The following is a 24,332-nucleotide window of genomic DNA, read 5'->3' as shown; positions in this document are numbered from 1 at the left end:
GCTGGGGCGGTGAGCACCCTTCGCCCCGCGCTGCTGACCGACCACTACGAGCTGACCATGGTCAGCGCGGCCCTGCGTGACGGCACGGCCGACCGACGCTGCGTCTTCGAGGTGTTCAGCCGGCGGCTGCCGGCCGGGCGCCGGTACGGCGTGGTCGCCGGGACCGGCCGGCTGATCGAGATGATCCGCGACTTCCGGTTCGACCCGGCGGAGATCGACTTCCTGCGCCGTACCGGAGTGGTGGACGACCGGGCCGCGCAGTGGCTGGCCGACTACCGGTTCACCGGCGACATCGACGGCTACGCCGAGGGCGAGCTGTTCTTCCCCGGCTCTCCGATCCTCACCGTGTCCGGCACGTTCGCCGAGTGCGTGGTGCTGGAGACGCTGGTGCTGTCAGTGCTCAACCACGACTGCGCCATCGCCGCCGCCGCGGCCCGGATGGTCACCGCGGCCCGGGGCCGGGCGCTGATCGAGATGGGCTCCCGGCGGGCGCACGAGGAGGCCGCCGTCGCCGCGGCGCGGGCCGCATACCTGGCCGGGTTCCGGTTCACCTCCAACCTGGCCGCCGGGCAGCGCTACGGCATCCCCACCGCGGGCACCGCCGCGCACGCCTTCACGCTGCTGCACGACGACGAGCGGGCCGCGTTCGCCTCCCAGGTCGCCACGCTGGGCAAGGACACCACGCTGCTCGTCGACACGTACGACATCGCCCAGGGCATCCGCAACGCGATCGCGGTGGCCGGGCCCGAGCTGCGCGCGGTCCGGATCGACTCCGGCGACCTCGCGGTGATCGCCCAGCAGTCCCGCGAGCTGCTCGACTCGCTCGGTGCCACCGAGACGAAGATCATCGTCTCCGGCGACCTCGACGAGTACGCCATCGCCGCGCTCGCCGCCGAACCGGTGGACATGTACGGTGCCGGCACCGCAGTGGTGACCGGCTCCGGTGCGCCCACCGCCGGCCTGGTCTACAAGCTGGTCGAGGTGGAGGGGCGGCCGGTGGTCAAACGCTCCGAGCACAAGGCCACCATCGGCGGCCGGAAGGTCGCGGTCCGCCGGCACAAGCCGACCGGCACCGCCACCGAGGAGGTCATCGTGCCGCAGGGCGTACCGGACCGGCAGCCCAACGACCGGCTGCTCCAGCACTCGTACGTGGTGTCGGGCGAACCGGAGACCCTGCCCACGCTGGAGGAGTCCCGGGACCACCTGCGCCAGTGCCTGATCTCGATCCCGTGGGAGGGGCTCAAGCTCTCCGCCGGGGATCCCGCCGTACCGGTGACCGTCGTACCCGCGAGCTGAGGAGGAACCCGTCAGATGGCGAACGCCCTGATCATCGTGGACGTGCAGAACGACTTCTGCGAGGGCGGCTCCCTCGCGGTCGGTGGCGGAGCCGGCGTGGCCGCCGGCATCTCCCGGCTGCTGGCCGCCGAGCCGGACCGGTGGGACCACGTGGTCGCGACCAAGGACTACCACGTCGACCCGGGCGCGCACTTCGGCGACCCGCCGGACTACGTCGACTCCTGGCCCCGGCACTGCGTGGTCGGCACCTCCGGTTCCGAGTTCCACCCCGAGCTGGTGACCGACCGGGTGGAGGTGATCTTCCACAAGGGCGAGCACGCGGCCGCGTACTCCGGTTTCGAAGGCCATGCGCCCGACGGCGAGTGCCTGGCCGACTGGCTGCGCCGCCACGACGTGGACCGGGTCGACGTGGTCGGCATCGCCACCGACCACTGCGTGCGCGCGACCGCCCTGGACGCCGCCCGGGAGGGCTTCCGGACCACTGTGCTGCTGGACCTGACCGCCGCTGTCGCGCCGGACACGCTCGACGTGGCGCTGCGGGCGCTCGACGGCGCCGGGGTGACAATGGTGGGCGAGCCTGTGATCACTGCCGCTTGACCGGGTAATCGCTTGCGGGTGTCGTACCCCGGCCCCAGGATGGCGCCGGAGGTACGGACCGTCGTGAACCTGAAGCCTTACCGGGAGGCGCTCGCCCTACCCGGTCTCCGATCGTTGCTGCTGGTGTCGGTGCTGGCCCGTGTGCCGCTGACCGCCACCGGGGTGACGCTCACCTTCTACGTGGTGCTCGACCTGGGCCGCGGCTACGGCGCCGCCGGCCTGGTCGGTGCCGCGTCGACGGTCGGCGCGGCGGTCGGCGCCCCGCTGCTCGGGCGGCTCATCGACCGCCGTGGGCTCCGCCCGGTGCTGGTGCTCACCACCGTCGCCGAGGCGCTGTTCTGGTCCGCCGCGCCCACGCTGCCGTACCCGGTGCTCCTACCGGCCGCGTTCTTCGCCGGGCTGCTCGCACTGCCGATCTTCTCGATGGTCCGCCAGTCGATCGCCGCGCTCGTGCCGGTGGAGAAGCGCCGCCCCGCGTACGCGCTGGACTCGATGGCCGTGGAGTTGTCGTTCATGGTCGGCCCGGCACTCGCCGTGGCACTGGCCACCGCCGTCACGCCGCGCCTGACGCTCTGGGCGGTCGGCGCCGGGATCGTCGCCTCCGGCATCTGCTTCTGGCTGCTCGACCCGCCGATCCGGGCCGCCGACGAGCCGGCCGGGCCCCCGCGCCCGGTGCACCGCCGCGAGTGGCTCACCCCGCGCCTGCTCGCCGTCCTGGCGGTCAGCCTCGCCGCCACGCTGGTGCTCGGCGGCACCGACGTCGCGGTGGTAGCCGTGCTCCGGTCCGGTGGCGAGGTCGGCTGGACCGGCGCCGTGCTGGCCGCCTGGGCGGTCGCCTCGCTGGCAGGTGGCTTCGCCTACGGCGCGGTACGCCGCTCGTTCTCCCCGCTGGCGCTGATGGCCGCGCTGAGCCTCACCACCATCCCGGTCGGGCTGGGCGGGTCGCACTGGTGGCTGCTCTGCCTGGCGCTGATCCCGGCCGGTGCGCTCTGCGCCCCCACCATCGCGTCCACCTCCGACGCGGTCAGCCGGCTGGCCCCGCCCTCCGTCCGAGGGCTGGCCATGGGCCTGCACGGCTCCGCCGTGACGGTCGGCATCGCGCTCGGCGCGCCGCTGGCCGGCGCGGTGATCGACGCCTCCGCGCCCGCGTGGGGCTTCGTGGTCACCGGCGCGATCGGCGCGCTGGTGGCGCTGGCGGTGCTCCCGATCGAGCTGCGCCACCGCCGCACCCCGGTCGACGCCCCGCCCGTGGACCCCGACCTGGCCCTCGCCTCCCGCTGACCCCCGCCCGGCGTGATCAAGGAGTCCGTGTCTCCCCGAGGCGGGGCCGAAGCCCGTACGGGGAAGTGGCTGCATCCACGCACCCCGGACACCCCCACTCCCCCGACCTGGTGCCGCACCCCGCCCCCCACCCCGGCGAACGGGCGGGGACGGGGCGGGCGGGGGCGGGGCGGGAGGGAAAAGGGCGGGCGCCGCACCCCCTGAGGGGTGCGGCGCCCGGCCTTGAACTACTGCGTCAGCGCTGGTCGAGGTTGCCTGCGGTGTCCTCCTGGTAGCTGGCGCCACCGTTGACCTCGCTGGTCAGCGGCTTCGCGCCACCCTCGGGCGGACCGGCCAGGCTCTGCCCGGCGGCCAGCTCGGGGAACTTCGCGTCGAACGCCGGCCGCTCGGAGCGGATGCGCGGCATCCGGTCGAAGTTGCGCAGCGGCGGCGGGGAGCTGGTGGCCCACTCGAGCGAGTTGCCGTGGCCCCACGGGTCGTCGACCTCGACGACCGGGCCGGTCTTGTACGACTTCCAGCAGTTCCAGATGAACGGCAGCGTCGAGATACCGGTGATGAACGCGCCGATCGTGGAGATCGTGTTCAGCGTGGTGAAGCCGTCGGCGGCCTGGTAGTCGGCGTACCGGCGCGGCATGCCCTCGTTGCCCAGCCAGTGCTGCACCAGGAACGTGGTGTGGAAGCCGATCATGGTCAGCCAGAAGTGAATCTTGCCGAGCCGCTCGTCGAGCATCCGGCCGAACATCTTCGGGAACCAGAAGTAGATGCCGGCGAACACCGCGAACACGATGGTGCCGAAGAGCACGTAGTGGAAGTGCGCCACCACGAAGTACGAGTCGTGCAGGTGGAAGTCGAGCGGCGGGCTGGCCAGCAGCACACCGGTGAGACCACCGAAGAGGAAGGTCACCAGGAAGCCGATCGAGAACAGCATCGGCGTCTCGAAGGTGATCTGGCCCCGCCACATGGTGCCGATCCAGTTGAAGAACTTCATACCGGTGGGCACGGCGATCAGGTAGCTCAGGAAGCTGAAGAACGGCAGCAGCACCTGGCCGGTGGCGAACATGTGGTGCGCCCAGACGCTCATCGACAGGGCGGCGATGGCGATGGTGGCGGCCACCAGGCCCTTGTAGCCGAAGATCGGCTTCCGGGAGAACACCGGGATGATCTCGCTGATGATGCCGAAGAACGGCAGCGCGATGATGTACACCTCGGGGTGACCGAAGAACCAGAACAGGTGCTGCCACAGCATCGGCCCGCCGGTCGCCGGGTCGTACACGTGGGCGCCCATCAGGCGGTCCGCGGCGAGCGCGAACAGCGCGGCGGCCAGCAGCGGGAAGACCAGGATCGCCAGCAGGCTGGTGACCAGCATGTTCCAGGTGAAGATCGGCATCCGGAACATGGTCATGCCGGGCGCGCGCAGGGTCAGGATCGTGGTGATCAGGTTGACCGCGCCGAGGATCGTGCCCAGACCGGAGATGGCCAGGCCGACGACCCACATGTTCGCGCCCACGCCCGGGGCGTGGTCGGCGGTGCTCAGCGGCGTGTACGCGGTCCAGCCGAAGTCGGCCGCGCCGCCCGGGGCGATGAAGCCCGCGGTGGCGAGCGTGCCACCGAACAGGTACAGCCAGTAGGCGAAGGCGTTGAGCCGGGGGAACGACACGTCCGGCGCGCCGATCTGCAGCGGCACCACGTAGTTCGCGAAGGCGAACACGATCGGCGTCGCGAAGAACAGCAGCATGATCGTGCCGTGCATCGTGAAGAGCTGGTTGTACTGCTCGGGCGACAGGAACTGCAGGCCCGGTCGCGCGAGTTCGGCGCGCATGATCAGGGCCATCAGGCCACCGATCATGAAGAACACGAACGCGGTGACCATGTACATGATCCCGATCTGCTTCGCGTCCGTGGTGCGCAGCAGCCGCGCGATGGCCGACCCCTTGACCGGCTCCCGGACCGGCCAGGGCCGGGTCACGACCGGCTTGGGTGCGACGGTGGTCACGAGTGGCCTCCGGTTCTGGTTGTCCCGCTCGGCGCGCTGGTCATCGGCGCAGCCGTCATCCGTAGGGAGGATAGTCCCCGGTAGGTGGCCTCGCCGCGTGGGGTGGGCGGCTACGATCTCCCGCCTTTCAGAGCGGGCCGGTCAGGAGCCGGTAGTGCTCCCGGAAGATCCGGCCGCCGCGTCCGCGCAGCAACGGGTCGCGCAGCGCCGGCGGCACGTCGCGGGTGCGGTTGCGGTCCCGGGTCCGGTCCCGCACCCAGCGGGTACGCGGCCGGCGACGACTCTCGTACGCGAGCAGCGCGGCATCGACGCTCCCGGCGGCCCGCAGCGACTCGGCGAGCACGACGGCGTCCTCCAGCGCCATCGCGGCGCCCTGGGACAGCGTCGGCGCGGTGGCGTGAGCGGCATCACCGACGAGCAGCACCCGGCCGTGGAACCAGCGTCCCAGCTCGACCTCCTCGGTGCGTTCCACTGACACGGTCTCCAGCGCGGCCAGCACCTCGGGCACCGGGCCGCCGTACGAGCCGAACAGCTCGTGCAGGCGGGCGAGCGGGTCGGCGGGCAGTTCGGTGCCGGCCTCGTCGGCGTAGCAGTAGAGCCGTCCGGCGCCGAGCGGCACGACCAGGAACCCGGCCCGCTGGCCGAGCAGGGCGGTCCAGTCCGCGATCCGGGGGCCGCCGCGCACCAGGGCGCGGTAGACCACCTGCCCGGCGGGGCGTGGTGGTCCGCCGAGCGCGGCGAGCGTCCGTACCGCCGAGCGGGGCCCGTCCGCGCCGACGACCAGGTCGTACTCGCCGCTGGTGCCGTCGGTGAAGCCGACGGCGACCCGGCCGGGCAGCAGGTCGACGGTGCTCACCTCGGCGCCGTGGCGCACCGCGCCGCCGGCGCCGGTGAGCAGCACCCGGTGCAGTTCGGCCCGGGGCAGCGCCCGGCACTCCCCCACGCCGGCCCAGAGCGCGTCGAGGTCGACCTCGCACAGCGGCGCTCCGGCGGCGTCCAGGAAGCGCTGCCGGTGGATCACCTGGCCGAGCGGGCGCAGCGGCCCGTCGAGGTCGAGCCGGCGCATCGCCCGGGCGGCGTTGCCGGGCAGGTAGAGGCCGGAGTCGATCGACTCGGTGGGTGGCAGCCGCTCGGTGACGTCGGGCCGGAACCCCGCCAGGCGCAGCGCCCGGGCCACGGCGAGGCCGGCGATGCCCGCGCCGACGACGAGGATGCGCAGGGGGGAACCACCCATCACGGGGTACGCCTCCGGAGGGGGATCGGAACGCGTTGGAGGCAAGACATTACTCGCCGCAACCAGGCGGCGGAAGTGCCCATGCGCCCTGGCGCGAGCCGCCGGTCGGCGGCACACCCCGTCCCACCGGCAGGAATCCCGCCTCCATCTGGGGGAAGGGGGCGGTCGCGGCTCTCCGCCGTGCCACCGGCCGGACGCGGAGCGTTAACGAGCCCGGCGCAATTGCGCAATGATTTGAGACATGTAAATGTATTCCTTGCATCGTGGGAGCGCTCCCGCCCGTATCACCGACCGAACCGGCGCCGTCCCGCGCCGAGCCAAGGAGCATCATGAAGCGTCCACTCAGGGCCCTCGCGGCAGCCGGACTGCTGGCCGCCGGCACCCTCGTCGCCGTCGCGCTCGGCGGCACCGCCTCCGCCGACACCCAGATCTGCGAGCAGTACGGCTCGACCACCATCGGCGGCAAGTACGTGGTGCAGAACAACCGCTGGGGCACCAGTGCCCAGCAGTGCATCAACGTCACCTCGACCGGCTTCTCGATCACCCGCGCGGACGGCTCCGCGCCGACCAACGGGGCACCGGTCGCGTACCCGTCGATCTTCGTGGGCTGCCACTACACCAACTGCTCGCCCGGCACGAACCTGCCGGTGCAGGTGAAGAACATCAGCAGCGCACCGTCCAGCATCAGCTACAACTACGTCAGCGGCGCGATCTTCAACGCGTCGTACGACATCTGGCTCGACCCGTCGCCCAAGCGCGACGGCGTGAACCAGATGGAGATCATGATCTGGCTCAACCGGCAGGGCTCGATCCAGCCCATCGGCTCCCCGGTCGGCACCGCCAGCATCGCCGGCCGCACCTGGGAGGTCTGGCGCGGCAGCAACGGCTCCAACAACGTCATCTCGTACCTGTCGCCGTCGGCCATCCCCAGCTTCAGCTTCGACGCGATGGCGTTCATCAACGACACCCGTAACCGGGGTGCGATCACCAACGACTGGTACCTGACCAGCATCCAGGCCGGCTTCGAGCCGTGGCAGGGCGGCGTCGGGCTCGCGGTGAACTCGTTCTCGCAGAGCGTCAACACCGGCTCGAACCCGCCGCCCACGTCGGCGCCGCCGACCACGTCGGCGCCGACCACGCCCCCGCCGTCGGGCGGCGCGTCGTGCACCGTCACCTACAAGGCGGCGAACGTGTGGAACAACGGCTTCACCGCCGACGTGACGGTCAAGAACACCGGCTCCGGCACGATCAACGGCTGGACGCTGAACTACAACCTGCCCTCCGGGCAGACAGTCACCAACGCGTGGAACGCCACCGTGAGCCAGAGCGGCTCGGCGGTGACCGCCCGCAACGCCGGCTACAACGGCACGCTGGCGCCCGGCGCGTCGACCAGCTTCGGCTACCAGGCGACGCTGAACGGCAGCTACTCCGCGCCGAGCAGCTTCACGCTCAACGGCTCCACCTGCGCCCGCGGCTGACCACCGCACGCGGAAAGGGGCGCGGTCCGCTGCGGACCGCGCCCCTCTCTGCGGGTACGTCTCAGCCGGCGAGCGCGTCGATGTCGCGCATCTCCTCGGCGGTGAGCGAGAACCCGAACACGTCGACGTTGGCACGGATGCGCTCCGGCGTGACCGACTTCGGGATGACCACGATCTCGTGGTCGATGTGCCAGCGCAGCACCACCTGGGCCGGTGACACGTCGTGCGCCTGGGCGATGCGGACCAGCACCGGGTCGGACAGGTCGCTGGCTTTGAACGGGCTGTACCCCTCCAGCGCCACGCCCCGGTCCCGGTGGGCGGCGTGCGTGTGCCTGTCGTACAGCGACGGGCTCCAGCGGATCTGGTTGACCGCCGGCGTCTCCTCGGTGGCCTGGATCAGCTCGTCGATCTGGCCGATCGAGTAGTTGCTCACCCCGACCGTGCGCGCCATGTTCTCGTCCCGCGCGGCGAGCATCTCCCGCCACACCGGGATGCTGTCGCCGGGCGCGGACGGCGGCCAGTGCACCAGCCACAGGTCGACGTAGTCGGTGTCCAGGGCGGCCAGGCTGGCCTCGATGGTCTCCCGCTCCCGGCCCACCCGGTCCGGCGGCAGCTTCGTGGTGATGAAGACGTCCTCCCGGCGCAGCCCGCTCTCCTTGACCGCCCGCCCGACCTCCTTCTCGTTGCCGTACATCGTGGCCGTGTCGATGTGGCGGTAGCCGGCGTCCAGCGCGGCGAGCACCGCCTGGCACCCGGCCTCGCCGGTGGCCTGCCACGTGCCGAAGCCGAGCAGCGGGATCCGGACGTCGCCGGCGAGCGGAAGGGTGGGCTGGTCGCTGTCCATGTCCCCCGTTCTACCCCGGTTCGCCGCACACACACCGGCATCCCGGCGCGCACGGCGCGTCTGGGGGAGGATGCGGGGATGGCGGACCGGCTGGAGGAGTACCGGCGGAAACGGGACGCCGCGCGTACCCCGGAACCGGTGCCCGAGCGGGCTCCCGGGCGGAAGCGGTCGGCGCGGCGCGCACCCCGCTTCGTCATCCAGCAGCACCACGCCCGGAGCCTGCACTGGGACCTGCGGCTGGAGCACGACGGCGTGCTGGCCTCCTGGGCCGTGCCGCGCGGCCTGCCCCGCGACCCGGGCCGCAACCATTTGGCCGTGCACACCGAGGACCACCCGATGGAGTACCTGACGTTCCACGGGGAGATCCCCGCCGGGGAGTACGGCGGCGGGCGGATGATCGTGCACGACACCGGCACCTACCGCGCGGAGAAGTGGCGCGACGACGAGGTGATCGTGGTGCTGGACGGCGAGCGCACGAAGGGCCGGTACGTGCTGTTCGCCACCGGCGGCCGGGGCCGGGACTGGATGATCAGGCGTACCGACCCGGCGCCGGAGGGCTGGACGCCGATGCCCGAGCTGGTCCGCCCGATGCTGCCCGCCGAGGGCGGGCGGCTGCCGCGCGACGCCGCCGCCTGGGGGTACGAGCTGCGCTGGGCGGGCGTGCGCGCGATGGCGTACGTCTCGGGCGGCCGGCTGCGGCTGCTCGACGGCGACGACACGGAGGTCACCGGGGATTACCCGTGGACGCGGGCGATGGCCGAGGCGCTGGCCCCGGCCGAGGCGGTGATCGACGGCGTGCTGGTAAGGATCGACCCGGCCGGGAGGGTCCGTCCGCCGACCCGGCGCGACGGGCAGTTCCTCGCCGTCGACCTGCTCTGGCTGGAGGGCGTGTCCAGCCTCGACGTGCCGTACGCGCAACGCCGTGACCTGCTCGACGGTCTGGCGCTCACCGGTCCGCACTGGCAGACTCCGCCGTGGTTCCCGGGAGTCGGCGCGGACGCCCTACGGGCCGCCCGTGAGCAGGGGCTCCCGGGAGTGGTGGCGAAACGCCTCGACTCCCCGTACGAGCCGGGCCGGCGCAGCCGGCACTGGCTGAGCATCGACGCGAGCTGAGGACCACCGTGCACCTGACGCACCTGGAGTGCCCGCGCTGCGGCAGTGAACACCCGGCCGACGTGTTGCAGAACCTGTGCGGCTGCGGCTCGCCGCTGCTGGCCCGCTACGACCTCGCCGCGGTGGCCGCCACGGTCGCCCCGGAGCAGTTCGGGCTGCGCCCGGCCGACCTGTGGCGCTACCGGGAGCTGCTGCCGGTGGCCGATCCCCGCTTCGTCACCACGCTGGGCGAGGGCTGGACGCCGATGTGGCGCGCGCCGGCGTACGGCCACGAGATCGGCATCGCGGACCTGATCGTCAAGGACGAGGGGCTGGCCCCGACCGGGTCGTTCAAGGCGCGCGGCGCGTCGGTGGGCGTGAGCCGGGCCCGGGAGCTGGGCGTGAAGCGGATCGCCATGCCCACGAACGGCAACGCCGGCGCGGCCTGGGCCACGTACGCGGCGCGGGCCGGGATGGGCGCGACGATCGCCATGCCGCTGGCCGCGCCGACGATCTGCCGCGAGGAGTGCCTCGCCGCCGGCGCCGACCTGCGGCTGATCGACGGCCTGATCAACGACGCGGGCCGGGACATCGCCGAGCTGATCGCCGGGTCGGACGGGGGGATCTTCGACGCCGGCACGCTGCGCGAGCCGTACCGCCTCGAAGGCAAGAAGACCATGGGGTACGAGATCGTCGAGCAGCTCGGCTGGCAGGTGCCCGACGTGATCGTCTATCCGACCGGCGGTGGCGTCGGGCTGATCGGCATCCACAAGGCGCTGCACGAGCTGCGCGAACTGGGCTGGGTGGAGGACCGGCTGCCCCGGCTGGTCGCGGTGCAGTCCACCGGGTGCGCGCCGATCGTGCGGGCGTTCGCGGCCGGGGAGGAGCGCGTCACCCCGTGGGAGGACGCGCACACCGTCGCGTTCGGCATCACCGTGCCCGCGCCGCTCGGCGACGAGCTGATCCTGTCCGCGCTGCGGGACAGCGCCGGCACCGCGATCGCGGTGGACGACGCGGAGATCCTCACCGACCTGCGTGACTTCGCCGCCCGGGAAGGGCTGCTGCTCTGCCCGGAGGGCGCGGCCTGCCTGACCGCCGCCCGGCACCTGCGCGCGGGCGGGTGGATCCGGCCCGGGGAGCGCGTGGTGGTGCTCAACACCGGCGCCGGCCTGAAATACCCCGGCCTGGTGCAAGGAGGGGCCCCTTCTTAACGTCTCCGGTAGAGCAGGGGCCCCCGCTTAACACGTGCGCACCGGGCGTCAGGACGTCGGCGGCTCGTCCTCGCCCGCCTCCTCGGCGGCGTCCGCCTCCTCCTTCGTCTTGTGCACCGCGCCGTCGGCGTGCTCCGGCGGACCGTAGACGGTGTAGAGGACCAGCGGGTTCGGCCCGGTGTTGACGAAGTTGTGCTTCGTGCCGGCCGGCACGACCACCAGGTCGCCGGAGACGACCTCCTTCTTCTCCCCGGCCACCCGCGCCTCGCCGGTGCCGCTGACGAACGTGAGGATCTGGTCGATGCCCTCGTGGACCTCCTCGCCGATCTCGCCGCCCGGCGGAATGGTCATGATGACCAGCTGGGTGTGCTCCCCGGTCCAGAGCACGCGGCGGAAGTCGGGACTCTTCTCGGCGACTGTCGCGATCGTGAAATGCTCCATGGTCCGCTCATACCCCGATCCCGCGCCCGCCACGCCGGGAGTCGCAGATGGTGGAATTCCCCACGCCGATCCGGTTTGGATCCCCTGAGAGGGGGCATGTGCTGCCGACAAGACCGGTGCGGGCTGGGCCGGTCGAGCCAGGTCCCCGCCGGCGTACCGCCGTACGGCTGCGGTGGTGGGAGACGGCCGGAGCGCGGCGACGTTACGACCGGAGGTCGTGCGGCGCCGTGCGCTCGTCTGCGCGTCCGGTCAGGCCAGCACGGCCAGGTGGAACGGGCGGTCCGCGTGCCCGCTCGTGCCGTGCGTCTCGACGAACACCGCGTTGGCGATGCCCGAGCGCGGCGCCACGGTGATGACACCCTGCGGGACCAGCCCGTTGGCGGTCGCGGGGCCGACCGTCCCGACGTACGCCGCTCCGGCCACGTCCTGGTCGAACGAGACCTGGTACATCCCGGCGGCGAGCCGGGTGGCCGAGGTGGCGCCGAGGCCGCGGACGAGCCTTCCGTTGGCGTCGACCACGGCGAACAGCATGCGTGCGGTGGCCGGCAACCCGACCGGCGAACACGAGTTGATCTCGGTGTCGGCGCGCGCGGCCTCCCGCATGCTCGGGATCGGCTGGCCGGTGGTTTCCCTCCTAGCTCTACGGCTGGGCATGGTGATCCTCTCTCCCGCCGGTACGCCGGCAGGAGGCGTTCGTACGCGTCCGGGCGATCGTCGGCGGTCCCCCTCGGTGATTCCGACGCTATGTCGGCGAGCCGCCCGGCAACCAGCCGGAGGACTGTCCGATCACTGACAGTGGACAGCTCTGAGCTGCGGAAACGTCGGTCCTACGGTCGATTCGCGACCGGCTCCGCCGACCCCTGCGACGCCCGCTCCGGCACCGGAGCCGACCGGAAGCCATGACGCAGCGCAATCGTCTGGCTACATTGAAGTATGGTGCCGCCGCTCCGAGGTCGATCTCCGGTCTACCGCCCGGTGCTGGCCGCACGGCGCGGGGAACTGGAGGCGCTGGCCCGGCTCGACGACGCCTCCGCCGCGCTGCTCGCACCGATCCTCGACGTCCCGGCGGACGCGACGTCCATCGTGGACTCCCTGATCCGGCTGCCCGCCGGGCTGCTGCCCGCCGTCGACGTGTCGGCGCTGCCGGATGCCACGGAACACGACCCGGTTCGCTGGGGCGTACCGCTGGTGCCGGTCATCGGTCTCGCGGACAGTGACCGGCGGCTGGCCGCGCACGGCGCGGCGGCCCGGGCCTGGGCACACCACGCGGTCGTCCGGTTGCGCGTCGGCCCGGACCGGGCCGGGCCGGACGCCGCAACCGCGGCCGCGGAACGGGTGTGGCGGGTGACCGGCCTGCTGCCCGAGCAGTGCGACCTGCTGCTCGACGCCGGGGACGTGTGCTGCCAGGCCGACGTCCGGCTGGCCGAGCCGAGGGTCCGGCGGGCGGCGCAGTGGGCCCGGCGGCACGCCTGGCGCTCGGTGACGGCGGCGGCCGGCGGGATGCCGCCGTCCCTGTCCCGGCTGCGGGTGGACGAACCGGTCCGCCTGGAACGGTACGACTGGTCGCTCTGGCGGCGCCTGGCTGATCTGCGCCTCGGGTACGGCGACTACGGCGTCGGCTGCGCGGTACGCGACGCGGACGAGCCGGGCGACCGGACACCGACGCTGCGCTGGGCAGCCGACGACGCGTGGTGGGTCTACCGCTGGTCGCGGCGGGGTGGGCGGGGCGACGAGCGCTTCGCCGACCTGTGCCGCACACTCACTGCCGCGCCGCACTGGTCTTCGGCCGGGGCCGGCTTCTCGTGGGGCGACCACGAGATCGTCCGGCGGGCCCGGCGGGGTGCCGGCGCGGGCTCACCCGCCAACTGGATCGCGTGGAGCACCTCGCACCACCTGGCGCACGTGCTGGCCGCGCTGGTCCGGCCGGAACCGGACCAGCGCGCCGGCTGAGCTCACTCCTTCTCGGTGAACCCGAACTGGACCACGCCCTCCTCGTCGACCATCGCGTCCACCGACGTGTCGTTGAGCAGCTCGGCCGCGTCCGAGTCGAGGAAGATGCGCGCACCCTCGGTGTCCACCACCTGGTCGCCCTGCACCGGCTGCGGCACCAGCTCGATCGAGAGCGAACCGGCGTCGGTGTCGGCGGCGATGCGCAGCCCGCCGGCGTCGGCGACGTCCTGCTGGGCGGCGAGGTCACGGATCACCAGGACGGCGTTGTCGGTCATGGTCAGCATGGCTGAACTCCTCATGGCTGGATGTCGGGTTTCGCGGGCGACACGGCCCACGCGGTCGGCTCGCGACCCGGAAGCGGGCGAGACACGATCTCGCCGCGCTGGAAGCAGGGCGGTTCCACCGCCCTCACCCCCACCGTGCCCGCTGCCAGGTCATCCGTCAAACGGAACCCGGCGATCGGCCGCTCCCCGGTGAACAGGTGTTTTCCCCGAGCCGTACCGGGAACACCGGGGGTTTGCGGTGACCGCATCGGCGGCCCGCAAATAACCTTTCGCGCCGGAGCCTTTCCCGCAGGAAATCTCCGTGGCAGCATCTTCCCATGCATCGTCGCCTATTCCCCCGGGCGCTCGCGGTGCTGGCGCTGGTCGCCACCGCGGCTGCCGCCGGCACCACCACCGCCACCGCCGAAGCGCCCACCCCCGCGCAGACCCGGCTGAACGCCACCATCGACGCCGTCCTCGCCGACAGCCGGCTCAACGGGGCACAGGCGGGCGTGGTCGTCGTGGACACCGCCACCGGCCGCACGCTCTACGACCGCAACGGCACCCGGCGGCTCATCCCCGCCTCCAACACGAAGCTGCTCACCTCGGCGGCGGCGATGGAACTCCTCGGTCCGGGCCACCGCTTCACCACCGAGGTGAGCGCCGACGGGCCGCGGCGCGCCGGGATGCTCTCCGGCGACCTCTACCTGCGCGGCGGCGGCGACCCCACCATCCTCGCCGCCGACTACGACCGGCTCGCCGAGCAGGTCGCCGCGGCCGGCGTACGCGTGGTCGCGGGCGATCTGATCGCCGACGACACCCGGTACGACAGGGGCCGCCTCGGTCCGGACTGGACCTGGGACGACGAGCCCTACTACTACGCCGCCCAGGTGTCGGCGCTGACAGTGGCCCCGGACACCGACTACGACGCCGGCACCGTGATCGTCCACGCCGCGCCGGGCACCCGGGCCGGCGCCCGGCCGAAGATCACCATGACGCCTGACAACGGCTGGCTGCGGATCGACAACCGGGCCGAGACGGTCGCCGACGGCGAGACCACCATCTCCTTCGAGCGCGAGCACGGCGGCAACACGGTGGTGGTGACCGGCCAGATCGCCGTCGGCCAGGCCGCCGAGAGCGACTGGGTCACCGTGTGGGAACCGACCGGGTACGCCGCCGACGTGTTCCGCTCCGCGCTGCGGCGGCACGGCGTACGGGTGCTCGGCCGGACCGTGCTCGGCACCGCCACCCCCGACACCGCCAAGCCGCTCGCCCGGCACGACTCGATGCCGCTGGCCGACCTGATGGTGCCGTTCCTCAAGCTCTCCAACAACGGTCACGCCGAGGTGCTGACCAAGGAACTGGGCCGGCAACTCTCCGGATCCGGCACCTGGGCCGCCGGGCTGTCAGCGATCAGCGGGTACGTGGGCGACGCCGGAGTGGACACCGGCACGCTGCGCCAACGCGACGGTTCCGGGCTGTCCCGGCGCAACCTCGTCCCGCCGGCCCAGTTCGTCACGCTGCTCTCGGCGGTCCGCGCCGAACCGTGGTTCGACACCTGGTACGCCGCGCTGCCGGTGGCCGGCAACCCGGACCGGTTCGTGGGCGGAACGCTGCGCAGCCGGATGGGCGGCACGGCAGCAGCGAACAACGTGCACGCCAAGACCGGCAGCCTGACCGGCGCGTCAGCGCTCTCCGGCTACGTCACCGACGCCGACGGGCGGCTGCTCGCCTTCTCGATCGTGCTGAACAACTACCTCACCTCGTCGGTGAAAAGGCTGGAGGACCAGATCGCCATCGCGCTGGCCTCGTACACCGAGAAGGAGACGGCGACCGCCCGGCGGACGGTGCCGGCCGCGCCCGAGTCGCCGCGCGTGCCGGAGGGCCGGGAGTGCTCCTGGGTGAAGCCCGCGCTCTGCTGACCGGCCCGTGCCGCCCCGGTGCTCAGGCACCGGGGCGGTACGGACGCGGGTCGGCCGCGGGATCGCCGCGCTCGACCAGCGCGTCGATCTCGGCCGACGGCAGCCCGCGCAGCGTGAGCACCCGGCGGCCCCACACGTGCAGGCGGCACGGGTGCGGGCTGGCGTCGTTGCGGCAGATGGTCCCGCCCGACCAGGCCCGCGGCGCGTGCACCACCACCGCCCGCACCGCGAACTGGACGTCCTCGACCGTCACGTACGGCGGCATCGGGATCTCGCGCAGCACGTCACAGTCGGTGCGCGGGCGGGCGGGGGCGACGGGGGCAGGGCCGGTCATCGGTCGGGCCTCCACAGAGGATGGTCGGACGGGACAACCGAAACGTACGACGCCCGGCCGGGTACGCGACGGACAAACTGTCCCCGCTCAGCGCAGCGCCACCGCCTGGAGACTGACGTTGCCGCAGTCGCCGAGCGACTCCTCCACCGTCCAGTTCATCAGCAGCTTCGCGCCGCGCGGGGCGCGGAACTTGATCGTGAACTCGGCGGTGAGCGCGGTGTGCGGATCCTCCATCCGCAGCGTGGTCACCGGGCCGCCGCTGGAGACGCGCACGTCGAGGCGGCCGCGGGCCATCCAGAGCCCGGCGTACAGACGCACCGTGCGCTGCTGCCCGTCGGCCGCAACCGCGAGGTTGAACCCGCTGCCCCGGTTGCAGGTGTAGACGCCGGACATGGTGCCGCTCGCCGACGCGACCGGGTTGCCGTCACGCCAGGCGTACGCCTCGGGGTTGTTGCTGAAGCTCTCCCGCCGCCCCCGGCCGCCCTCGTCGCGGATCTCGCCGGAGCCGCCCCGCTTGCGGACCGTCCGGTCGGCACCGGTGAGCCCCCAGTGGACCCAGTCGGTGGGGCCGGCGGCGGTGAGGTCGACAGTGGCGGGCACCTCGGCGCGGGTGACGGTGACGGTCGGCGGCAACGCCGGCGTCGGTGACGGGGACGGCGTGGACGGCGACGGGCTCGGCGAAGGCGGCCGCTGCCGGGGACGCAGCCCCGGGTTGACCACCGAGTCGCCGGCCTCGTTCGGCAGCCCGACCCGGCCGGGCGGCGCCACCGGCACCCCGGCGTGCTCCTCGCGTGGCGTGTCGTGCCGTTCGACGCCGAGGTAGACGGCCAGCGCCGCCAGGCAGAGGACCGCGGCCAGCCCTTCCAGCATCAGCCGCCTCCGGCGGCGCAGCCGGCGCAGCGCGGACCGGGTACGCGGAAGGCCGTGCCGGTGCGAGCCGGGGCCGGTACGCGGACGGTCCTCCTGGCCCACCACACCCTCCACTTCGGTCACGACACCGCCGGAAACGACAGGTGCGCGACGGGCTTCACGGTGTCACCGCACGGCTCTTTGCGCCATATGTCGAGTGACGGGCGTTTCCAGTTCGTTACCTGACGACCGCCCGCCGGACCGGCCGCTCAGCTTACCGTGATCGCCTGCAACGCCACCCCGTCGTTCTGCCCCCCGGTCACGGTCAGGGCGTGCCACCTGATCAGCAGCCGCTCCCCGGGGGCCGCCCGGAAGCGGATGACGTACTGGTAGAAGCGGTCGCCCGCCGCGAGGGCGACCTCGCGGACGGCGGGATCGCCACCGCTGGACAGCGACAGGTCGAGCCGCGCACCGGCCGAGAACGTGCCGACGAACAGGCGGACCGTACGCACATCCCCACTCCCGGCCACGCCGAGCGTGAAGCTCTTCCCGGCGCCGCGCTGGAAGACACCCGCCCGGGTGCCCTCCTGACGCGCCGTCGGCGTGCCGTCGGTCCACTGGAGATCACAAGCGCCCGCGTTGTGCTCCAGCCGCTCGCCACCCGGATCCTGGATCTCGCCCGTACCGCCCACCTTGCGATGGAAGCTGTCCGCGCCGGTCCCGCCCCAGTGCCGCCAGTCCCGCGTACCGAGGTCGGTGAGCGACAACGACCCCGGCAGCGGCGCCAGGTCCACGTCGAGCAGCGGCCCGCCGGGTGCGACCGGGTCGCCGGTGGCCGGCGCCTGGTCGCCCGGAGCTTGACCGCTGGGCGCTTGGCCGCTCGGTGCCTGGTTGCCGGGTGCCTGGTTGCCGGGTGCCGCCACGGGCGCGGTCTCCCGGGCCAGCGGGGGTGGCGTGGACGACCGGGCCGCGTACGCCAGCGCCGCCACCAGGCCGGTCACGGCCACGGCCGCCAGTACGGCGCGCCGGCGTCGACGCCGCGCCCGGGCCGCGGCGACGCGGGTGGCCGGGGCGTCGGGCGGGGGGCGCATCGGACCGGCGATCGGGGCGAGGGTCCGGCTCAGCCGGGTCCTCGCCGCTCGGGCGGCGGCGCGCAGCCGGGCGCCCATCCCGCCGGTCACGTCGGACAGGCCGCCGGTCAGGCCGGCGAGGCGCGCCGGGATGCTCTCCCGGGCGGAGTGCCGGCCCGGTCTCGCCTCCGCCTCCTGAGGCAGACCCGAGCCGGCCGGCTCGTCGGCGGCGCCCGGCCGGACCGGTGACGGGCCGGACAGGTGCAACCCGATCGGGGCCGGCCCGACCAGCGGAACCCGGCCGCCGGGCGGACTCGGACGCGGCTCGGGCGCCGACGCCGACCTCCCGGAGGCGAGCGGGCCTGGCCCGAGCGTCCGGGAGGTTGGCGGGCCTGGCCCGAGCGTCCGGGAGGCTGGCGGGCCGGAGCTGGGCGGAGTCGACGTAGGAGGGCCGGGCGCGGGAGGGCCTGCGGGGAGCGTGCCGGGCACGGGCATGTTGGCTGGAAGCGGGCCCGCGGCGGGAAGATCGGGAGTCGGCGGGCCGGCGGTACGCGGAGGCGGCCAGACAGCGGTACCCGGCGGTTCCAGGTCCCCCACGGAGACCCGATCGTCCGCGTCGGCCGCTGGGTGCTCGCCGTCCGGCGGGTTCACCGTCCGGGGCGTGGCGGGATCCGTGTCCCCAGGGAGGCGGCGTGGACCGGCGGGGCGCTCCGGCGCGTCGACCCCGTCGTCCGGTGTGGGCAGCCAGCCCCCGACCCGGATCCCGGTACGCGCGATGTCGTCCTCAGCCACCGACCCTCCCTCGGCCACCGGCGGCGAGCGGCCCGGCCCCGTGGCTCGCCGTAGGGAGGATGACACAGAACGCGATCTTGCAGAAGGCATCAGCCCTCGCAATTCCCACGCCTGCCCGGCGCCGACCACCCCAGCAGGACAGATCTTGGAGGATTTCCGCCCCCACAGGGGCCATTCCGTACCAAGATCTCCCGTACTCAGCCACGGTGGACCGCGCCCACCCGAGGCCGTCGGGTCGATCATGAAGTTGGCGGCGGCAAAACGGGCATCCAAGGCCGCTAACTTCATGATCGACGCGTGTCAGCGGGCCGGCGGGGCGGCGGGGCGGCGGGTCAGTGGCGGGTGCGGCGTTCGAGGCCTCGGGTGGGGTGCCAGCTCTCGATCACGAGGTGGTCGGGTGGGTCGCCCACCCGGGTGAGCACCACCTCGGTCAGCTCGATCCGGAAACTGTGCGAGCCGTCCTCGGCGGGCGGCTCCTCGTGCGCCCGGCCGGCGATCTTCGCGTCTCCGTCCCAGGTGGACGGGTCGTCCGGCGGGGCGTCCTCGGTTGGGCTGTGCAGCGCCACCCGGGGATCGCGGCGCAGGTCGAGCGCCTTGACCGCGCCGGCCATGCTGCCCAGCCGCAGCTGCCCGTCGTCACCGAAGTCGAACTCGGTGCCGCTGATCCGCGGCGAGCCGTCCCGCCGCAGTGTCGCCATCGTGCCGTGCTTGCGGACCGCGAATCGGGCGCGTACCCGCGCCGCGAACTCGGGCTCGGCCGCCACCAGGTCGGACCACCATGTCATGCGCCCGAGTGTGTCCGGAAAACCTGACAACCCGCGGCACATTTCCCAGCGGACTCAGCCCACCTGGAAACCGAGCGCCTGGGCCAGCATCACCGCCTGCTCGGCGTCGATCCGCGCGCCGGAACGCTGCACCGCCGTCGGGTCGAGCGCGGACAGGTCGCTGCCGCGCAGGTCGGCCCGGATCAGCTTGGCGGCGTGCAACTGGGCGCCGGAGAGGTCCACGCCAGTCAGCGTCGCGCCGGTCAGGTCGGCGCCGGTCAGGTCGACCTCCCGCATCCGTACGTCGGTGATCCGCGCCCCGCGCAGGTCGGCGCCGGCGAGCGTGACGAAGGACCAGTCGCCCCGGTCGACCCGCAGCGGGCGCAGGTCGCAGCGGTCGAACGTGCTGCCGACCAGCTTGCAGCCGGTGAACTCGGCCTCGAAGAGGTTGCACTTGCTGAACGAGCACCTGGTGAACGCCGAGTCGGTGTGCCGGGAGGCGTTGAACGCCACGTTGCCGAACACGCAGTCGGTGAAGACAGCGCCCCGGCTGACCGCCTCGGTCAGGTCGACGTGGAAGAACTCGCATCGCACGAAGTGCCGGTCGGCCAGCTCCTCGGCGTACCAGTCCTGCTGGCGGTAGGTGACGTCCTCGACCGGCTCGGGCATGCCACCGACCCTAATGACACTTCCGGGGCCGAGGTACCTGCGGGTAGGTTCGCGTCGTGAGTGTCACGGTGAGCACCGATCCCGGCCGCGTCGGTTTCGATCCCGCCCGGCTGGGGCGGATCGACGAGCACTTCGCCCGGTACGTCGACGACGGCCGGCTCGCCGGCTGGCAGATCGTCGTCAGCCGCCGGGGCGAGGTCGCCCACTCCTCGACGTACGGGCTGCGGGACCGGGAGGCCGGTACGCCGGTCGAGCCGGACACGCTGTGGCGCATCTACTCGATGACCAAGCCGATCACCTCGGTCGCGGCGATGATGCTCTGGGAGGAGGGCCGGTTCGAGCTGAACGACCCGGTCAGCCGCTGGCTGCCGGAGTTCGCCGACGTACGCGTCTACGACCGGGGTTCGGTGCTCAAGCCGTACACCGTGCCGGCGGTCGAGCCGATCCGGATCTGGCACCTGCTCACCCACACCGCCGGCCTGACGTACGGCTTCGCCCAGGTCTCGGTGGTCGACGGCCTGTACCGGGCGGCCGGCTTCGACCTGGGCGTGCCGGCGGGCGCGGACCTGGCGGCGGCCTCGGCCGGGCTGGCCCGGCTGCCGCTGCTGTTCCAGCCGGGCACGAGCTGGAACTACGGCGTCTCCACCGACGTGCTGGGCCGCCTGGTCGAGGTGATCTCCGGGCAGTCGCTGGACGCGTTCTTCGCCGAGCGCATCCTGGGCCCGCTGGGCATGACGGACACCCGCTGGTGGGTGGACGCGGCGGACTCCAAGCGCCTGGCCGCCCTCTACGCCCCGCACCCGGCCACCGGCCAGGCGGTACGCGCCGACGGGGTGGGCCGGGCCGCGCTGGCGGAGCCGACCTGGCACTCCGGCGGCGGCGGGCTGGTCTCCACGGCGGCCGACTACCACCGGTTCACCCAGTTTTTGCTGCGCGGCGGCGAGCTGGACGGGGTCCGCCTGCTCGGCCCGCGCACGGTGCGCTTCATGACCCGCAACCATCTGCCGGGCAACCGGGATCTGGCCTCGTTCTCGCCGGAGGGCTTCGCCGAGACGATCCTCGACGGGATCGGCTTCGGGCTGGGCTTCGCGGTGGTGCTGGACCCGGTGCCGTCGCGGGTGCCGAGCAGCGTCGGCGAGTTCTACTGGGGCGGCCTGGCCAGCACCGCGTTCTGGGTGGACCCGGTGGAGGAGGTCACCGCGCTGCTGTTCACCCAGCTGATGCCGTCGAGCACGTACCCGCTGCGCAGCCAGTTGCGCCAGCTCGTCTACTCGGCGATCGTCGACTGAGCCGGTTCGGCGGAACTCCCGCCGCCCGCCCGTGGGCTGCCTAGCCTGTGAGGCATGAGCGACATCGTCGTGTTCGGCGCCGGCGGGACGGCGGGCTCGCGGATCGCGGCTGAGGCGGTCGAGCGGGGGCATCGGGTGACAGCGGCGGTGCGGCGTCCGGAGGCGGTCGGCTATCTACCCCCCGGCGTACGCACGGTGACCGGCGACGCCACCTCGGCGCGGAGCGTACGCGAATTGGCCGAGGATGCGGACGTGCTGGTGGTGGCCATCGGCGGCGGCGAGCGCGAGTTGTGGCGCGACGCCGCGCGGACGCTGGTCGACACGCTGCGTGAGTTGCCCGACCCACCTCGGGTGATCCACGTCGGCGGCGGCTCGACGCTGCTCACGCCGAAGGGCACCCGTTACCTGGACGAGCCGGACTTCCCGGAGGAGTACCGGGACTCGGCGCACGGCCAGGCCGACGCGCTGGAGTTCTACCGCACCAGCGCGGACGGGGTGACCTGGACGTACGTCTCCCCACCGCCGCTGGAGTTCCACCCGGGTGAGCGGACCGGGCACTACCGCACCGGCACCGACCAGCCGGTGACCGACGCGCAGGGCCGGTCGGTGCTCACCTACGAGGACCTGGCGGTGGCGATCGTCGACGAGATCGAGAATCCCCGGTTCGGCAACGCCCGCTTCACCGTCGCGTACTGATCCGGCGCGTACTGATCCGGCGCGTACTGCTTCAGTCGGCCAGCCGGGCGGGGAAGCCGCCGGTGGCGATCGGACCCCAGGACTCGATCGTGACGCGGATCAGTGACTTGCCCTGCGCGACCATCGCCGACCGGTACTCGTCCCAGTCCGGGTGCTCGCCGGAGATGCTGCGGAAGTAGTCGACGAGCGGCTCCAGCGCCTCGGGCAGGTCGAGCACCTCGGCCACGCCGTCGACCTGCACCCACGGGCCGTTCCAGTCGTCGGAGAGCACGCACGCGGAGACGCGCGGGTCGCGGCGGATGTTGGCGACCTTGGCGCGTTCGGGATAGGTGGAGATGACCAGGCGGCCCTCGGCGTCCACGCCGCACGCCACCGGGGAGGACTGCGGGCGCCCGTCGGAGCGGGTGGTCATGAGCACGACGTGGTGGCGGGGGCGGAGGAACTCGATCAGGGCGTCCCGGTCGACCCGGGTGTTCTTCGCGATGCTGCGTGCCATGCCCTCGGTTCTACCAGGCCGGCCGGTCGATCTCAGCGCGGACGCCCGGCGGCCCGCTGCGCCGGGACCTGCTCCGGCACCCGCGGGCGGGCCGAGGGCCGCCAGGCACGGCCGTTGGCGTAGATCACCCGGAAACCGAGGTACGCGGCGAGCGGCGCCCAGTGCGCCGAGCGCATCCGCACCTCGGCGGCGTTGTGGCGCTGACCGTTGGCGAGCACGTCGAGCAGCACCGTCTCGAAGGCGGCCGACTCGACCCAGTCGACCTCGCGGGTGAAGCCGCAGATCAGCGCCGCGCCGGTGACGTCGAGGAACTCGCGCAGCGTGGCGTCGGAGGCGCGCAGCACCGAGCAGCTGCCGAAGTAGAGGCGGCGGCCCTCGCAGCGGCCGGCCATCCGCTCGGCCACGTCCGACAGCTCGACCGAGTCCCAGTCGGTGAGGCAGAGCCGGCTCGGCTCGCCGTGCATGGCGAAGAAGCCCACCCGGTGATCCGCGTACTGCTTGAGCAGCCACCTGTCGACGAAGTAGAACAGCTCGTCGCGGGTGGCCGCGTCCTTGTGGATGTAGCGGATGCGGCCGAGCCGTTCGAGCAGGTCGAGCGTGGGCAGGACGGATCCTCGTTCGTTGAGGTCGCGGTGCCACTGCCCCTCGACGCAGAACACGCCGCCACGCACCAACGCCCACCTCCCCGCCCGTCGAGGTCGCCGCCCGGGTCCGGGAGCAGACGTTACCGCCCACCTCCGACGGGCGACACCCGGCAGCGCATTCGCAAACAGGCACTATTCACAGCCGATATCCAGCAACCGCCCGATGTGAGAACAATTTCGGCTAATCACCACGAAGAATCCTCTCACCTGTCACGGTGAGAGAGACGGGACGTACCGGTCGATGTGCCCGTCCAACCCCAGTTCCGCTCTGACATCGGGAGGACTCTGTGCGCGTCAACACCCTGAAGCGGGCGGCGGTCGCGTTCGCGCTGGCCCTGCCCGGGGCCGCCGTGGCGACCGTCGTGGCCGCGCCACCGGCCCACGCCGACGGCTGCTACACCTGGAACCGCATGCTGTCCCAGGGACAGTCCGGCTCCGACGTACGGCAGCTCCAGATCCGGGTGGCCGGCTGGGCCGCGTACGGCGGCATCGTCCGGGTCGACGGCGTGTACGGCCCGGAGACGGCCGCCGCTGTCAAGCGGTTCCAGGCCGCGTACGGGCTGCGGGCCGACGGCGTGGCCGGACCGAAGACGTTCGCCAAGATCTACGACCTGCAGAAGGACAGCGACTGCACGCCGAAGCACTTCAGCTACGCCGAGCTGGACAACGGCTGCGGCAAGGGCGGGTGGGCCGGTGGCCCGCTCTCGTCGTCGGCCACCCGGGAGAACGCGCTGCGCACCATGTGGAAGCTGGAGGCGCTGCGGCGCAGCCTCGGCGACAAGCCGCTCTACGTGACCAGCGGGTTCCGCAGCATCGCCTGCAACCGGCAGGTCGGCGGCGCCGCGGACAGCCAGCACCTCTACGGCAACGCGGCCGACCTGATCGCCAAGCACCGCAGCCTCTGCGACATCGCCCGTTCCGCCCGCGACCAGGGCTTCAGCGGCATCTACGGCCCCGGCTACCCGGACCACGACGACCACACGCACGTGGACTCGCGGCGGGAGAACAACCGGGACAAGGTGGCGAACACCAGGGACTGGTCCGCCCCGGACTGCGGGGTCGAGTAACGCGGTGACGGCGGCCCGGCACGGGGGTGGGGGCTCCCCGGCCGGGCCGCCGTCGGCATG

The 24,332-nt window shown here is 72.9% G+C and carries 24 protein-coding genes; 11 read left to right on the top strand and 13 right to left on the bottom strand.

Annotated features, from left to right (window positions below):
• Positions 1-9: 9 nt before the first annotated feature.
• The 3 genes from MICAU_RS05755 to MICAU_RS05745 are packed head-to-tail and all read left to right on the top strand — an operon-like array spanning position 10 to position 3,174.
• On the top strand, positions 10-1,296 hold the full coding sequence (locus MICAU_RS05755; protein WP_013284352.1) for a nicotinate phosphoribosyltransferase: 1,287 nt from the start codon (positions 10-12) through the stop codon (positions 1,294-1,296).
• A 15-nt stretch (positions 1,297-1,311) separates the two neighbouring features.
• Entirely contained in the window at positions 1,312-1,893 is a 582-nt protein-coding gene (locus tag MICAU_RS05750) for an isochorismatase family protein (RefSeq protein ID WP_013284351.1), read from the top strand.
• 39 nt (positions 1,894-1,932) lie between these two features.
• Positions 1,933-3,174 carry an MFS transporter gene (locus MICAU_RS05745; RefSeq protein ID WP_013284350.1) on the top strand — a complete coding sequence of 414 codons (1,242 nt, stop codon included), beginning with the start codon at positions 1,933-1,935 and terminating at the stop codon, positions 3,172-3,174.
• A 235-nt stretch (positions 3,175-3,409) separates the two neighbouring features.
• Here the strand turns inward: MICAU_RS05745 and ctaD are convergent, their stop codons facing one another.
• Complete coding sequence (gene ctaD / locus MICAU_RS05740; protein ID WP_013284349.1) at positions 3,410-5,167, bottom strand: aa3-type cytochrome oxidase subunit I; 1,758 nt, start codon at positions 5,165-5,167, stop codon at positions 3,410-3,412.
• A 127-nt stretch (positions 5,168-5,294) separates the two neighbouring features.
• A complete protein-coding gene (locus MICAU_RS05735) occupies positions 5,295-6,401 on the bottom strand; it encodes an FAD-dependent monooxygenase (protein WP_041798828.1) in 1,107 nt (368 codons plus the stop codon).
• A 329-nt stretch (positions 6,402-6,730) separates the two neighbouring features.
• On the opposite strand from MICAU_RS05735, the gene MICAU_RS05730 reads away from it, so the two are divergent.
• Positions 6,731-7,879: a glycoside hydrolase family 12 protein gene (locus MICAU_RS05730; protein ID WP_013284347.1), complete on the top strand. Its 1,149-nt coding sequence runs from the start codon at positions 6,731-6,733 to the stop codon at positions 7,877-7,879.
• A gap of 61 nt (positions 7,880-7,940) precedes the next feature.
• On the opposite strand, the gene MICAU_RS05725 is transcribed toward MICAU_RS05730, so the two are convergent.
• Positions 7,941-8,723, bottom strand: a complete 783-nt coding sequence (locus tag MICAU_RS05725) for an aldo/keto reductase (protein WP_013284346.1) — start codon at positions 8,721-8,723, stop codon at positions 7,941-7,943.
• 78 nt (positions 8,724-8,801) lie between these two features.
• On the opposite strand from MICAU_RS05725, the gene MICAU_RS05720 reads away from it, so the two are divergent.
• Positions 8,802-9,836: a DNA polymerase ligase N-terminal domain-containing protein gene (locus MICAU_RS05720; RefSeq protein ID WP_013284345.1), complete on the top strand. Its 1,035-nt coding sequence runs from the start codon at positions 8,802-8,804 to the stop codon at positions 9,834-9,836.
• Between the two features lie 8 nt (positions 9,837-9,844).
• The gene (locus MICAU_RS05715) at positions 9,845-11,026 is read left to right on the top strand and encodes a threonine synthase (RefSeq protein WP_013284344.1); all 1,182 of its coding nucleotides are present in this window, start codon (positions 9,845-9,847) and stop codon (positions 11,024-11,026) included.
• Between the two features lie 48 nt (positions 11,027-11,074).
• Here the strand turns inward: MICAU_RS05715 and MICAU_RS05710 are convergent, their stop codons facing one another.
• Both MICAU_RS05710 and MICAU_RS05705 read right to left on the bottom strand, forming a co-directional pair.
• Positions 11,075-11,467: a cupin domain-containing protein gene (locus MICAU_RS05710; RefSeq protein WP_013284343.1), complete on the bottom strand. Its 393-nt coding sequence runs from the start codon at positions 11,465-11,467 to the stop codon at positions 11,075-11,077.
• A 249-nt stretch (positions 11,468-11,716) separates the two neighbouring features.
• A complete protein-coding gene (locus MICAU_RS05705; protein ID WP_013284342.1) occupies positions 11,717-12,121 on the bottom strand; it encodes a hypothetical protein in 405 nt (134 codons plus the stop codon).
• 279 nt (positions 12,122-12,400) lie between these two features.
• Here MICAU_RS05705 and MICAU_RS05700 point away from each other — a divergent pair, with 279 nt between their 5' ends.
• Positions 12,401-13,417, top strand: coding sequence for a beta family protein (locus tag MICAU_RS05700; protein ID WP_244879727.1), 1,017 nt, complete (start codon positions 12,401-12,403; stop codon positions 13,415-13,417).
• Positions 13,418-13,419: 2 nt separating this feature from the next.
• On the opposite strand, the gene MICAU_RS05695 is transcribed toward MICAU_RS05700, so the two are convergent.
• A complete protein-coding gene (locus tag MICAU_RS05695; RefSeq protein ID WP_013284340.1) occupies positions 13,420-13,701 on the bottom strand; it encodes an iron-sulfur cluster biosynthesis family protein in 282 nt (93 codons plus the stop codon).
• Between the two features lie 317 nt (positions 13,702-14,018).
• Between MICAU_RS05695 and dacB the strand changes: the two genes are divergently transcribed.
• The gene (gene dacB, locus MICAU_RS05690; protein WP_013284339.1) at positions 14,019-15,602 is read left to right on the top strand and encodes a D-alanyl-D-alanine carboxypeptidase/D-alanyl-D-alanine endopeptidase; all 1,584 of its coding nucleotides are present in this window, start codon (positions 14,019-14,021) and stop codon (positions 15,600-15,602) included.
• 22 nt (positions 15,603-15,624) lie between these two features.
• On the opposite strand, the gene MICAU_RS05685 is transcribed toward dacB, so the two are convergent.
• From MICAU_RS05685 to MICAU_RS05665, 5 genes are all read right to left on the bottom strand, one after another.
• Entirely contained in the window at positions 15,625-15,936 is a 312-nt protein-coding gene (locus tag MICAU_RS05685; protein WP_013284338.1) for a hypothetical protein, read from the bottom strand.
• An 87-nt stretch (positions 15,937-16,023) separates the two neighbouring features.
• Complete coding sequence (locus MICAU_RS05680) at positions 16,024-16,929, bottom strand: hypothetical protein (protein WP_232236733.1); 906 nt, start codon at positions 16,927-16,929, stop codon at positions 16,024-16,026.
• 125 nt (positions 16,930-17,054) lie between these two features.
• Positions 17,055-18,122, bottom strand: coding sequence for a hypothetical protein (locus tag MICAU_RS05675; RefSeq protein WP_244879726.1), 1,068 nt, complete (start codon positions 18,120-18,122; stop codon positions 17,055-17,057).
• Between the two features lie 857 nt (positions 18,123-18,979).
• Positions 18,980-19,432, bottom strand: coding sequence for a pyridoxamine 5'-phosphate oxidase family protein (locus MICAU_RS05670; protein ID WP_013284335.1), 453 nt, complete (start codon positions 19,430-19,432; stop codon positions 18,980-18,982).
• A 54-nt stretch (positions 19,433-19,486) separates the two neighbouring features.
• Positions 19,487-20,080, bottom strand: a complete 594-nt coding sequence (locus tag MICAU_RS05665; RefSeq protein WP_013284334.1) for a pentapeptide repeat-containing protein — start codon at positions 20,078-20,080, stop codon at positions 19,487-19,489.
• Positions 20,081-20,136: 56 nt separating this feature from the next.
• Between MICAU_RS05665 and MICAU_RS05660 the strand changes: the two genes are divergently transcribed.
• Both MICAU_RS05660 and MICAU_RS05655 read left to right on the top strand, forming a co-directional pair.
• Positions 20,137-21,369: a serine hydrolase domain-containing protein gene (locus MICAU_RS05660; RefSeq protein ID WP_013284333.1), complete on the top strand. Its 1,233-nt coding sequence runs from the start codon at positions 20,137-20,139 to the stop codon at positions 21,367-21,369.
• Between the two features lie 54 nt (positions 21,370-21,423).
• On the top strand, positions 21,424-22,065 hold the full coding sequence (locus MICAU_RS05655) for an NAD(P)-dependent oxidoreductase (RefSeq protein WP_013284332.1): 642 nt from the start codon (positions 21,424-21,426) through the stop codon (positions 22,063-22,065).
• A 31-nt stretch (positions 22,066-22,096) separates the two neighbouring features.
• Here MICAU_RS05655 and MICAU_RS05650 read toward each other — a convergent pair whose 3' ends face one another.
• Positions 22,097-22,561, bottom strand: a complete 465-nt coding sequence (locus MICAU_RS05650; RefSeq protein ID WP_013284331.1) for a PPOX class F420-dependent oxidoreductase — start codon at positions 22,559-22,561, stop codon at positions 22,097-22,099.
• A 32-nt stretch (positions 22,562-22,593) separates the two neighbouring features.
• Positions 22,594-23,235 carry a DUF6642 family protein gene (locus MICAU_RS05645; protein WP_041798825.1) on the bottom strand — a complete coding sequence of 214 codons (642 nt, stop codon included), beginning with the start codon at positions 23,233-23,235 and terminating at the stop codon, positions 22,594-22,596.
• 257 nt (positions 23,236-23,492) lie between these two features.
• Between MICAU_RS05645 and MICAU_RS05640 the strand changes: the two genes are divergently transcribed.
• The gene (locus tag MICAU_RS05640) at positions 23,493-24,272 is read left to right on the top strand and encodes a D-Ala-D-Ala carboxypeptidase family metallohydrolase (RefSeq protein WP_013284329.1); all 780 of its coding nucleotides are present in this window, start codon (positions 23,493-23,495) and stop codon (positions 24,270-24,272) included.
• Positions 24,273-24,332 lie beyond the last annotated feature (60 nt).

Origin of the sequence: Micromonospora aurantiaca ATCC 27029 (genome assembly GCF_000145235.1) — a bacterium.
Classification (GTDB): Bacteria; Actinomycetota; Actinomycetes; order Mycobacteriales; family Micromonosporaceae; genus Micromonospora; species Micromonospora aurantiaca.
Note: the sequence above shows the minus strand (reverse complement) of the source record. Positions and strands in the feature narration are given on the sequence as shown.